This window comes from Streptomyces sp. NPDC040610 (assembly GCF_055594065.1).
The window spans coordinates 579,515-591,825 of the sequence record NZ_JBVIXA010000005.1; the positions used below are offsets into that span (position 1 = coordinate 579,515).

Consider the following 12,311-nt stretch of genomic DNA (forward strand, 5'->3'; position numbering starts at 1 on the left):
CACCCGCCCCCGGGGTCCAGGGGCGCAGCCCCGGTTCCGGGAAAGGGGCGGGATCGGGGAGCCCCCGGCAGGGCCACCACGTACCCTCAACGGATGTCGTCCCGTTTCGCCCCGCGCCCCACCCGCACCACCGTGCGCGGCGGCGAAACGACGATCCCCCGAGGCACCCCCCGCCAGAACACCGCGGCGGCAACCCGCACCTGGAAACCCCCCACCCCCCTGAACCTGAGCCTCACCCTCGGCCCCCTCCGCAGGGGCCCCGCCGACCCCACCTTCCGTACCACCCCCGACGGCTCCGTCTGGCGAGCCACCCGCACCCCCCAGGGCCCGGCCACCCTCCGCGTCGCCCTGCGCGCGGACACGGCGGAGGCGGAGGCCTGGGGCCCGGGCGCGGACTGGCTCCTGGACGGCCTCCCGAACCTCCTCGGCGCCCGGGACACCCCGGAGGACTTCGCGCCCCGCCACCGCCTGGTCGCGCGGACCGAGCGCCGCCGCCAGGGCCTGCGCCTGCTCCGCACGGGCCTGGTGATGGAGACCCTGATCCCGTCGATCCTGGAGCAGAAGGTCACGACGGACGAGGCGTACCGCGCCTGGCGCCTCCTGGTCCGCAAGTACGGCGAACCGGCCCCCGGCCCGGCCCCCGCCCAGGCCCGTATGCACGTGATGCCGGACCCGCGCACATGGTCACGCATCCCGTCCTGGGAGTGGCACAAGGCGGGCGTGGACGACAAGCGCGCGGCGACGATCCTGCGCGCGGCCCGGGTGGCCCCCCGCCTGGAGGAGGCGGCGGCGATGGACCCGGTGGCGGCCCGCACCCGCCTCGAACTGATCCCCGGCATCGGCCCCTGGACCTCCGCCGAGACCGTCCAGCGCAGCAACGGTGCCCCCGACGAGGTGACGGTCGGCGACCTCCACCTCCCCGGCATCATCGGCTACGCCCTCGCAGGCGACCGCACAGCCGACGACACCCGCATGCTGGAACTCCTGGCCCCCTACGAGGGCCAACGCCACCGAGCAGCCCGCCTGATCCTCCTCAGCGGCCACACCCCACCCCGCCGCACCCCGAGGATGCGCAAGGGAAACATCGCGGCACTCTGAGTGGGACGCCCCTTCCCGCCCGACTCGGCGAACTCACCAGCCCGTCATGGGGGTACCCCCTGCTCCTCAAGAGCTTGGGGGAGTTTGAGGACGAGGCCGCAGGCCGATCGGCGGCGGTCCGTCCCACCCGGAGGGGACACCCACCCCCGGGGTCCAGGGGCAGAGCCCCGGTTTCGGGAAAGGGGCGGGCCTGGGGCGCCCCGCGAGGGAACCGCTACCGCACAGCCACGAACCCCTCGACCCCTCGCTCCCCCCGCGCCACCGCAGGCGAAGCCGCGTGCCCCACAGCAACAGCCCCCATCGGATCCCACTCCCCAGGAAGCTCAAGAGCCTTTCGCACGACATCCCGACAGAACATCGTCGAAGAAACCCAAGCGGACCCGAGCCGCTCCCCGGCCAACGCGACAAGGAAGTTCTGCACCCCGGCCCCGGCGGCGACGACGAACATCTCCCGCTCGGCCCCGTCCCGCCGAGCGTCCCCGTACGTATGCGCCCCGTCCATGACGAGGCACGGCACCACGAGGTAGGGGGCGTTCCGCAGCACGTCCCCACGCCGCACCCGCCGGGCGATGGCGTCCTCGGACTTCCCGTCCCGCCGCAGATCGGCGATCCAGGCGTCCCGCATGGCGTCGAGCAGCCGCACCCGCGACTCCTCGGACTCCAGGAGCACGAACCGCCAGGGGGTGGTGTGGTGCGGCGCGGGCGCGATGACGGCGGCGGCGACGGCGCGTCGTACGGCTCCGGGGTCGACGGGTTCGTCGGTGAACTCCCGGACGGTCCGCCGCAGCGACAGCGCCTCGCGCACGGCCTCGGACGTACCGAGCCGGAACATGTCGTCCCGGGCGCTGCGCACCAGGGCCCGGGCCCCGAGCTCGGCGCCTTCCGACTCCGAGCCGCCCTGCGCCCCCTCTGAACCAGCTGAGCCCTCTGAGCCCGCTGAACCCTCTGAATCCGCCGAGGCCTCCGCACCCCGGGTGACCACATGCCCAAGCCCCCGCACGACCGCGACCGGCAGCCCCGCCGCCTTCCCCTTGACGAGGTCACCGGCGGCGGCCAACTCGTCGGCGGTGGCGACGACGGTGGCGACGAGCGGATTCCCGTACGAGTCCGTGCCGCCGCGCAGGTCGTCGAGGACCCGCACGCCCGCGGCGCCGATGGCGACGTCGGTGAGCCCGGCCCGCCAGGGCCGCCCGAAGGTGTCGGTGACGAGGACGCCGACGTCGACGCCGAGCGCGTCCCGCAGGCCCTGGCGGATGGCGCGGGCGGAGGCGTCGGGGTCCTCGGGGAGCAACAGGACGGTCCCGGCGGGGGTGTTGGAGGCGTCGACCCCGGCGGCGGCCATCACGAGGCCCTGCCGGTTCTCGACGATGCGCAGCGTCCCGCGCCGGGCCACGACGCGTACGGTCTCCGCGTCGATGGCCGCTTCCCGGTCGGCCGCGGCGACGACGCGCCCCTCGGCCTTGCTGACGATCTTCGAGGTGACGAGCACGACGTCCCCGTCGGCGAGCGCGGGCTCGGCGACGGCGATCAGCTTCGCGACGTCGTCACCGCGCCGCACCTCGGGCATCCCGCCCACGGCCCACACCCGGAACCCGGGCACGTCCCCGGACGGGGACGCGGCCCCGTCGGACCGGGACCCCGCAGCGCCCGCACCCGCGGAACCCGCAGCACTCGCGGAACCCGCAGCACCCGCCCCCGCGGGCCCCACGGCCCCCGAAGAACCCGCGGAATCCCTCACGCCCGCACCTCCTCAGCCAGCGCCAGCGCCTCCCGCGCCATCGCCGTGGTGGCGTCCTCGTCCGTCATGAGCAGCGGGATGGCCCGGCACCGGATCCCGGCGGACTCGACGCGCTCGACGGCGGACGCGTCCACCGTGTCGACGAGCCAGCCGTCGAGGAGTCCGCTGCCGTAGTGCTCGGCGACGGCGGCGGCCGTGGTCTCCACGCCGACGGCGGCGAGGACCTTGTCGGCCATGCCGCGCACGGGCGCGCCGCCGACGATGGGGGAGAGGCCGACGACGGGGACCCCGGCCTCGGCGATGGCCTCGCGGATGCCGGGCACGGCGAGGATCGTGCCGACGCTCACGACGGGGTTGGACGGCGGGAACAGCACGATGTCGGCCTCGGCGATGGCTTCCAGGACGCCGGGCGCGGGCTTGGCCTGCTCGGCGCCGACGGGCACGATCGCGTGCGCGTCCACGGAGGCGCGCAGCCGCACCCAGTACTCCTGGAAGTGCACGGCCTTGCGCTCGCCGTCGAGTTCGATGCCGACGTGCGTCTCCACGCGGTCGTCGGACATGGGGATGAGCCGCACGCCGGGCTGCCAGCGCTCGCACAGCGCCTCGGTGACGGCGCTGAGCGGATATCCGGCCGCGAGCATCTGGGTGCGCACGATGTGCGTGGCGAAGTCCCGGTCGCCGAGCCCGAACCAGTCGGGTCCGACGCCGTACGCGCCGAGTTCCTCCTTGACCCTGAAGGTCTCGTCGGCCCGCCCCCAGCCCTGTTCCTCGTTGATGCCGCCCCCGAGCGTGTACATCACCGTGTCCAGGTCGGGGCAGACCTTCAGGCCGAACAGGTGGATGTCATCACCGGTGTTGCCGATGACCGTGATCGCCGCGTCGGGCGCGGCCTTCTTGAGGCCGCGGAGGAAACGGGCGCCGCCGATGCCGCCGGCCAGAACCACAATGCGCATGCGCCCAGCATCGCAGGCGGGTACGACATCGTGTCAGGCGGTCACGGGATTCAGGCGGTCACGGGATCGTGCGGCGCGCGGGCCTCGCAACGGGCCGTGTGCATCGGCATCTCGGTGAGGCCGGGGTAGTACACGTGCAGGCTCACGGCCGGTTCGAGGGAGTCGTTGACGACCTCGTGGACGTACCCCGGCGCGAAGACGCGCTGCGCGCCGGAGCCCAGGGTCCGCGCGGCGCGCTCCGTACGCTCCGTCAGTTCGCCCTGGAGGACGGTGAGCACGCCGCTGGAGCGCCCGTGGTCGTGGGATCCGCTGCCCTGTCCGGGCACCCACGACAGGAGCCACACCTCGTAGCCGGGCCCGGTGCGCAGGCGGTGGTACCAGCGGGTGGCGGCGTCGTACTGGACGAGGGGGGCCCACTGGGAGCGGTCGGCGGCGATGGCGCGGGCGAGGCCCGCGAACTCGGCGACGGTGACGGGGTGCTCGCGCGCGGGCTGCAGGAGGTGCGGGACTTCGAGGATGTCGCCGGCGATCTGGAGGTCGCTGTCGCTGTTCATGGTGCGGTGGTTCCTCAACGTATGAGTGCTGGGGTGTCGCAGGATGGGGTCGTACGAAGCCGTGCGGTGGAGACGAGCTGTACGAAGCCGTACGACGCTGTGCGAAGCAGTCGTACGAGGGGGAGTGGCTCAACAGCCGGAGGCGCGCCTCAACAGCTGGAACAGATGCCCGTACAGCGACAGCGCGCGGGGGCAGCACCGGAAGACCCGCCAGTGCGGGTCACGGAAAGCGCCAAGTTCGCGAGCATGCCCACCAGGACAGCGGCTCACACCCGTGGTGTCAACTCGACGTCCGAATTGTGGACAATGTTTCACCTCATCCGGTTCCTCTGAGCGGCGAAAGGTTTGTGCAGTCGCCCCGGGGGACACATGCCGCATCAACCAGCGCTCGCGGGCGCGTCAACCGGCGCGTCAACCGGCGCTCGTCCGCCGTTGTGATCCTGTGATCCGAATGTGATCCGGTTCGCTTCGGCGTCGTCCGATGCAACGGGAGTGAGTGCCGTGGCGTCCCTGTCGTCGAGGCCACTGAGTGCCCATGACAGGGCGGGCGGCGGACCGGCCGCAGGCAAGTGTCACGTTTTAGGTAGATTTGAACACTTTCCGCAAAGCCTTGGTTCCGCAGAGTGAATAAGGGGCCCAATAGCAGATCTCGGCTTGACTGCCCCGGATCGGCACACTTGTAATTTCACTCGTGTCGTTCAGCCGAAATCGGTAACGGCAGCACCACGGGGACGCGAAGACAGACGAGGGGCGCACATGACCGAGCTGGTTCAGGAACTGCTGGTCGAGGACGCGGACGAAGAAATCGGCTGGCAGGAGCGCGCACTGTGCGCCCAGACCGACCCCGAGTCCTTTTTTCCCGAGAAGGGCGGCTCCACGCGCGAGGCCAAGAAGGTCTGCCTCGCCTGCGAGGTCCGCTCCGAATGCCTTGAGTACGCGCTTGCGAACGACGAACGATTCGGCATCTGGGGCGGCCTCTCGGAGCGGGAACGCCGCCGCCTGAAGAAGGCGGCCGTCTAGCCCGACGGCCGTCCGCCCCCGCCCCGGGGCCGTACGACCGCCGGTGCCCGATCCTCCGCATTGCCCCCTTCGAGCGGCACTCATACCCCTTGTCGCCGCTCGTCGCCGCACAACGAACAGCCCGTCGCCCAAGGGTTATCCACAGGCGGCGGGCTGTTGTGGTGCCAGCCGTTAGTGTGGGGCCCCGTCCGAGACGCCAGAGCGCCCCCACGGGGCGCGGGCGTCCACCGCAGTCCAGCGAACCGGGGCCCGTACCTCGATGTCCGTGCACAGCCACCCGGCAGCCCACGAAGGCGCTGCCGCCGGGTTCGACCCGTCCCGCGCGGCCGGCTTCGACCCGGCAAGCCCACCCGAGTTCCCGCGGCATGTCGTCACCGCCGTGCTCGTCTCCCACGACGGCGCCCGCTGGCTGCCCGACGCCGTCGCCGGACTCCTCGGCCAGGACCGCCCCGTGCAGAACGCGATCGCGGCCGACACCGGCAGCGCCGACGACTCCGCGCGCCTGCTCACCGAGGCCCTCGGCCCCGACCGCGTGCTGCACCTCGCCCGCCGCTCCGGCTTCGGCACCGCCGTCGACGAGGCGGTCCGCACGGCACCCGTGCTCACCCCCGAGGACCTGCCGTACCTCAAGCGCCCCAGCGGCTGGGACCCGGTGAGCCGCAGCTGGCGCGACGACGCGTACGACATGCCGGAGCTGCCGCACGGCGAGCCCGAGCAGTGGCTGTGGCTCCTGCACGACGACTGCGCCCCCGAGCCCGGCGCCCTCGCCGAGATGCTGCGCGCCGTCGAGAACGAACGCGAGCTCGGCCAGGACACCCAGGACATCGCGATCGTCGGCCCCAAGCTCCGCGGCTGGTACGACCGCAGGCAGCTCCTCGAGGTCGGCGTCTCCATCGCCCACTCCGGCCGCCGCTGGACGGGCCTGGACCGGCGCGAGCAGGACCAGGGCCAGCACGACCACGTGCGGCCCGTGCTCGCCGTCTCCACCGCCGGGATGCTGGTCCGGCGCGAGGTCTTCGAGCAGCTCGGCGGCTTCGACCGGCGACTGCCCCTGATGCGCGACGACGTCGACCTGTGCTGGCGCGCGCACACCGCGGGACTGCGCGTCCTGGTCGCCCCGGACGCCGTCGTGCGGCACGCCGAGGCGTCCTCGCGCGAGCGCCGCACCGTCGACTGCGTGGGCCGCACGGCCACCTCGCCGCACCGCGTGGACAAGGCGGGCGCGGCGTACACCCTGCTGGTGAACTCCCGCACGGCGGTGCTGCCCTGGGTCTTCGTGCGGCTCGTCGTCGGCACGGTCCTGCGCACCCTCGCCTACCTGGTCGGCAAGGCCCCCGGGCAGGCCCTCGACGAAGTCGCCGGGCTCTTCGGCACGTTGCTGCGGCCCGAGCGGATCCTCGCCGGACGCAGGAAGCGCGGCAAGCCGGTCGTCGAGGCCAGTGAGACGCGGCCGCTGTTCCCGCCACCGGGCGCCACGGTCCGCGCCACCGTCGAGCAGGTCGCGAGCAACCTGGTCGGCCGCTCCGACCCGGAGGTCACGGCCGCGGGCCGGCACGGCGGCGCCGTCGAGTCCGGACCCGGCGGCGACGACGCCGACTTCCTGGAGATCGAGCAGTTCGCCCGCGTCAAGCGCATCGCCCGCAAGCCCGGCCCCGTGCTCTTCGTAGTGCTGCTGTTCGTCTCCCTCATCGCCTGCCGGGCCCTGCTCGGCGGCGGCGCGCTCGCGGGCGGTGCGCTGCTGCCCGCGCCTGCCGACGCCTCCGGGCTGTGGTCGCGGTTCCTGGACGGCTGGCATCCGGTGGGCATCGGCGGCACCGAGTCCGCGCCGCCCTACCTGGCGCTCCTCGGCCTCCTCTCGACCCTCCTGCTCGGCTCCAGCGGCCTCGCCGTCACGGTGCTCCTGGTCGGCTCGGTGCCCCTCGCGGGCTTCACGGCGTACTTCGCCTCCCGGCCCCTCGTCCAGTCGCGCCTCCTGCGCGCGTGGGCGTCCGTCGCGTACGCCTTCCTGCCCGCCGCCACGGGCGCGCTCGCGGGCGGGCGCATCGGCACGGCCGTCCTCGCGATCCTGCTGCCGCTCATCGCGCGCGCGGGCGTCTCGGCCAGCGGCCTGGCCGCGACCGACGGCGCACGCGGCAGCTGGCGCGCCACCTGGGCGTACGCCCTCCTGCTGACCGTCACGACCGCCTTCACGCCGATCGTGTGGCCCATCGCGCTCGTCCTCGGCCTCGCGCTGCTCGCGGTGCACCGCAGGGACCTCGCCGCGTACGGCCCCCGGTTCCTCGCCGCGCTCGGCACGCCCCTGCTGGTGCTCGCGCCCTGGTCGCTCTCGCTGCTGCCGTTCGGCTTCTTCAAGGAGGCCGGGCTCGAGTACGGCACGGGGGCCGCGTCGGCGCTCGACCTGCTCGGCGCCAGCCCCGGCGGGCCCGGCACCGTCAGCGGACTGCTGCTCATCGGCGTCGTCCTCGCCGCGCTCGGCGCGCTCCTGCGCGGCCAGCGGCAGGCGGCGATCCGCACGGCCTGGGCCGTCGCCCTGGTGGCGCTCGTCTTCGCGGCCCTGTCGAACGGCTCCGCGTGGGCGGGCCCGGCCACGCTCGCGTACGGCATCGCGCTGCTCGCCGCCGCCGCGCTCGGCGCCGACGGGGCCCGCGCGCGGGTCGCCGAGCAGAGCTTCGGCTGGCGGCAGCCGGTGGCCGCGCTCATCGCCTTCGCCGCGGCCGCGGGCCCGCTGCTCGCCGCCGCCGGGTGGATGATCGGCGGCGCCGACGGCCCCCTGGAGCGGCGCGACCCGGTGCAGGTGCCCGCGTTCGTCGCCGAGGAGAGCGGCACCCAGGACCAGGCCCGCACCCTCGTCCTGGACAGCGCCACGCCCGCCGAGGTGTCCTACACCCTCGTCCGCGGCTCGGGTGCCCGCCTGGGCGACGCCGAACTCGCCGCGGCCGACGGCACCCACAAGCGGCTCGACCGGATCGTCGGCCGCCTCCTCGCGGGCTCCGGCGCCGACCAGGCCGACCAGCTCGGCGGCTACGCGGTGCGCTACGTCCTCGTCCGCGACGGCGCCCCCCGCCAGCTGAGCCGCACCCTCGACGCCACCCCCGGCCTGACCCGGCTCAGCCAGGAGGACGGCAGCGCCCTGTGGCGCGTGGACCGGCAGGTCGCCCGCGCCGCCATCGTGCCGAGGACCGGCGACCCGGAGCCGGTGGCCGCCGGCCCCGTCGAGCTGCACACCCGCATCCCCGCGGGCAAGGAGGGCCGCGTCCTGCGCCTGGCCGACTCGGCCGCCCCGGGCTGGACGGCCACCCTGGACGGCCGCGCCCTGACCCGCACGACCGTCGACGGCTGGGCGCAGGGCTTCGAGCTGCCCGCGACCGCGGGCCGCCTCGACGTCACGTACGAGCCGACGGCCGGCCACACGGGCTGGCTGTGGGCGCAGGGCGCGCTCGCCGTGGTCCTGGTGGTCCTCGCGCTGCCCGGGCGGCGCAGGGACGTCGACGACGACCTGCCCGAGGAGCCCGTGCTGCCCGCCCAGGCCGTCGCGGGCGAGGGCCGCAGGGCGCGCAGGCTGCGGGCCCAGGGCGAGGCCGCCCAGGACGGCGCCGACGGGGTGCCCGGGGAGGAGGGTCTGGGCGCCGTCCCGGCCCAGCACACGCCCGACCAGGCGGGGGCTTCCGGGTACGACGGGTGGCAGACCCCGGCCCCCGCGGGCGCCGACCACGGCGCGTACGGCGGCGAACAGGCCTACCAGGGCGGGCAGTACGGCTCCTACGAGCAGCCGTACCAGGCCGACCCCTACCAGGCGGGCCCCGGCGGCGCCGCGCACGGCGGACAGTACGACCCGTACGCCTACGGCGGGTCCTACGGAGGCGACCAGCCGGGCTACGGACAGACGTACGACCCGGCGGGCGGCACCGGCACCGGGGGTGTCCCCGGCCCGGCCGGCCCCGCCGACCCCACGGATCCCGGCTACGCCCAGCAGCTCCCGCCGATGCCGCCGCAGTCCCCGCCGATGCCGCCGCGACCCCCGCGCGGCCCCGACAGTGAGCGTCCCGACGGGAGCCAGCAGTGAACCGCACCACCGTGTCCCTGATCGCCGCGACCGCCGCCCTGGCCGCCGTCACCGGCTTCGCCTCGGTCAACGCCCCCGACGGCGGCGACGACGCGGCGAAGACCGCGAAGCGGCTGCCCGTGGAGCGCACCAGCCTGCTGTGCCCCGAGCCCAGCACGTCCGACCTCGCGGAGACGGCCTACACCGCGTTCACGCCCCCCTCCGGGGGCGCCGCGAGCGGCGGCAAGGCCGAACTCCTCCCGGCCCCGAAGGTCCTGACGGACACCCACCAGGGCGGCAAGGACCGCACGAAGGGCCTCAAGCCGTTCCTGACCCAGAAGTCCCCGGGCAAGCCCGTGACCGGCGAGGAGTCCGGCGCCGAGGCGCCCGCGCTCGTGGGCAGCGCCGACGGCGCCCTCGCGCCCGGCTGGACCGTCCAGCAGACCACCACGGTCAGCGCGGGCTCCGGGCGCGGCGTCCAGGGCGCCAACTGCGGTGCCCCGGACACCGAGTTCTGGTTCCCGGGCGCCAGCACCGCCAAGGGCCGCAGCGACTACATCCACCTGACCAACCCGGACGACGCGGCGGCGGTCGTGGACGTCGAGCTGTACGGCCGCGACGGAAGCATCAAGGCCGACGTCGGCCAGTCCATCCAGATCCAGCCGCACTCCAGCGTCCCCGTGCTGCTGTCCACGCTCACCGGCAAGCCGTACACGAACATCACGATGCACGTCGCCGCGCGCAGCGGGCGCGTGGCCGCGGCCGTGCACTCCTCGGACGACAAGCTCGGCGGCGACTGGCTGCCCGCCTCCACCGACCCCGCACCCAGCCTGGTCCTGCCCGGCATCCCCAAGGACGCCACCTCGGTGCGCCTGGTCGCCTTCGCGCCCGGCTCCGACGACGCGGACCTGAAGGTGCGCCTCGCCTCGCCGACGGGCGCGATCACCCCGGCCGGGAACGAGACGCTGCACGTGAAGTCCGGCATGACGGCCGCCGTCGACCTCGGTGACGTCACCAAGGGGGAGGCCGGTTCGCTGCTCCTGACGCCCACGGAGGACGCGGTGCCCGTGGTCGCGGGGCTGCGCGTCACGCGCGGCAAGGGCGACAAGCAGGAGACGGCGTTCATCCCGGCGACGAGCGCCGTCGGGGCCCGCGCCACGGTCGCCGACAACCGCGCCAAGGGCTCCACGCTGTCCCTGGTGGCGCCCGGGAAGACGGGCCGCGTGAAGGTCACCGCGTCGGCGGGCACGGAGGCGGGGGAGCCCGTCACGAAGACGTACACGGTCAAGGGCGGTACGACCCTCGCGGTCGAGCCGCCGGTCCCTTCCGGCCTCAAGGGGGCCTACGCCCTCACCCTGGAGACCGAGTCCGGCGGCCCCGTGCACGCCGCCCGGATGCTGGAGCTCCCGGAGAACGGCATCCCCATGTTCACGATCCAGACGCTGCCGGACGACCGGGGGACGGTGGCCGTCCCTGAGGCCGAGCAGGATCTCGAAGTGCTGCAGAAGTGAGGCTTGGGGGCTGCGGCAGCGGGGCCTGGAGGGCCGCGGAAGTGCGGCCGGGGCTGCGTCAGCGAGGACGGGGGCTTCCTGCGGGCCCCTGCTACTCCTCGCCGTAGCGCGGGTCCACGGACTCCGGGGAGAGGCCGAGCAGCTCCGCCACCTGCTCCACGACCACTTCGTGGACCAGCGCGGCCCGCTCGTCGCGGCCCTTGGTGCGGATCTCGACCGGCCGCCGGTAGACGACGACCCGCGCGGGCCGCCCCTCGGAGGCCGAGATCGTCCCGCCGAGCGGCACCGTCCCGGCGCCCCACTCCTCGTCACCGGCGTCCCCGCCGATGGTCGGCGGCACGTCGAGCACCAGGAAGTCGATCTCGGTGAGCTGCGGCCAGCGCCGCTCCAGGCGCTCCACGGAGTCCTGCACGAGGTCCGTGAAGGCCTCCGCGCGGCTGGCGGAGAGCGGCACCTGGGGAGGCGCCACGGGGCCGCGCATGCCCCTGCCGTGACGGTCGCGTCGGCGGGGCCTCGGCTCACTGGAGCGGGGTTGTACGGGGTCGTCCATCACTGGGGAAGCGTAGTCCTCGAGATCGCCCTTTCCGCACGGAGCACGGCATGTCGCTTCCTGACCATTCCAGCCAAGCTTGGGCTCGATTGCGTATCTCTCCGGGACCGTCGATCTCGCGACGATTGGCCGCATTTGTACCGAGTGGTGACCGCGTTCAACACCGCAGGCCCCTCTGGCCCCTTGCGTCTTCGCAGGTCAGCGGCGCGCCCACGGGTGGCCCTGTGCGTGGGATCACAGCACGACACGGGGGAGTGACCTCATGGAGAGTCGTCGCGGCCCGCTCAAGAGTGCGGTACCGTCCAACGTCGTGAGCCCTGTACGTCGCTGTTCGCGCACCGCTTGCGGCCGTCCCGCCGTCGCGACGCTGACGTACGTCTACGCCGACTCGACCGCGGTCCTCGGCCCCCTCGCCACCTACGCCGAACCCCACTGCTACGACCTGTGCGCCGAACACTCCGAGCGCCTCACCGCGCCGCGCGGCTGGGAGGTCGTCCGCCTCGCCGACGGCTCCGGCCCGGCCCGGCCCAGCGGCGACGACCTGGAAGCGCTCGCCAACGCCGTGCGGGAGGCGGCGCGGCCGCAGGAGCGGGCCGCGGAGGCTGGCGGGAGCGGGGCGCGGGGAGCGGGCCCGATGGAGGTCGGACGCCGCGGGCATCTGCGGGTGCTGCGCTCGCCGGACTCCTGAACGGCGCTTCCGTGGTGCCGGACTCCTGAACGGCGCCTCCGTAGAGAGCCGTTATTCACCCTTGAACAACCCACCCCGCACGCCCCATTGACGGGTCGTTGGCGCGGACACGACCATTCCCCCCAGCCGTGAGAGATCGCTTTCCACATCACGGAAT

At 74.2% G+C, this 12,311-nt stretch carries 9 protein-coding genes; 5 read left to right on the forward strand and 4 right to left on the reverse strand.

The features are described 5' to 3' along the window. Nucleotides 1–93: 93 nt before the first annotated feature. Nucleotides 94–1,098, forward strand: coding sequence for a DNA-3-methyladenine glycosylase family protein (locus ACZ6AA_RS21305; RefSeq protein ID WP_468459735.1), 1,005 nt, complete (start codon nt 94–96; stop codon nt 1,096–1,098). A gap of 214 nt (nt 1,099–1,312) precedes the next feature. Here ACZ6AA_RS21305 and ACZ6AA_RS21310 read toward each other — a convergent pair whose 3' ends face one another. The 3 genes from ACZ6AA_RS21310 to ACZ6AA_RS21320 all read right to left on the reverse strand — a co-directional run bounded on the left by ACZ6AA_RS21310 (nt 1,313) and on the right by ACZ6AA_RS21320 (nt 4,343). After that, the gene (locus tag ACZ6AA_RS21310) at nt 1,313–2,698 is read right to left on the reverse strand and encodes a coenzyme F420-0:L-glutamate ligase (RefSeq protein WP_471459421.1); all 1,386 of its coding nucleotides are present in this window, start codon (nt 2,696–2,698) and stop codon (nt 1,313–1,315) included. Nucleotides 2,699–2,832: 134 nt separating this feature from the next. Further along, the gene (gene cofD, locus ACZ6AA_RS21315) at nt 2,833–3,789 is read right to left on the reverse strand and encodes a 2-phospho-L-lactate transferase (protein WP_471459423.1); all 957 of its coding nucleotides are present in this window, start codon (nt 3,787–3,789) and stop codon (nt 2,833–2,835) included. A gap of 50 nt (nt 3,790–3,839) precedes the next feature. Further along, a complete protein-coding gene (locus tag ACZ6AA_RS21320; RefSeq protein WP_468459731.1) occupies nt 3,840–4,343 on the reverse strand; it encodes a cysteine dioxygenase in 504 nt (167 codons plus the stop codon). A 756-nt stretch (nt 4,344–5,099) separates the two neighbouring features. On the opposite strand from ACZ6AA_RS21320, the gene ACZ6AA_RS21325 reads away from it, so the two are divergent. The 3 genes from ACZ6AA_RS21325 (at nt 5,100) to ACZ6AA_RS21335 (ending at nt 10,916) form a co-directional block, all read left to right on the forward strand. After that, nucleotides 5,100–5,363, forward strand: a complete 264-nt coding sequence (locus tag ACZ6AA_RS21325; RefSeq protein WP_030363272.1) for a WhiB family transcriptional regulator — start codon at nt 5,100–5,102, stop codon at nt 5,361–5,363. A 259-nt stretch (nt 5,364–5,622) separates the two neighbouring features. Then, nucleotides 5,623–9,426, forward strand: coding sequence for a glycosyltransferase family 2 protein (locus ACZ6AA_RS21330; protein WP_471459425.1), 3,804 nt, complete (start codon nt 5,623–5,625; stop codon nt 9,424–9,426). Then, nucleotides 9,423–10,916 (forward strand): DUF5719 family protein, encoded by a 1,494-nt coding sequence (locus ACZ6AA_RS21335; protein ID WP_468459727.1) that lies wholly within the window; start codon nt 9,423–9,425, stop codon nt 10,914–10,916. Before ACZ6AA_RS21330 ends, ACZ6AA_RS21335 begins: the two co-directional genes overlap by 4 nt. A 91-nt stretch (nt 10,917–11,007) precedes the next feature. On the opposite strand, the gene ACZ6AA_RS21340 is transcribed toward ACZ6AA_RS21335, so the two are convergent. Continuing rightward, nucleotides 11,008–11,466 (reverse strand): metallopeptidase family protein, encoded by a 459-nt coding sequence (locus ACZ6AA_RS21340; protein WP_468459990.1) that lies wholly within the window; start codon nt 11,464–11,466, stop codon nt 11,008–11,010. Between the two features lie 262 nt (nt 11,467–11,728). Between ACZ6AA_RS21340 and ACZ6AA_RS21345 the strand changes: the two genes are divergently transcribed. Continuing rightward, nucleotides 11,729–12,154 carry a DUF3499 domain-containing protein gene (locus ACZ6AA_RS21345; protein ID WP_468459725.1) on the forward strand — a complete coding sequence of 142 codons (426 nt, stop codon included), beginning with the start codon at nt 11,729–11,731 and terminating at the stop codon, nt 12,152–12,154. Nucleotides 12,155–12,311 lie beyond the last annotated feature (157 nt).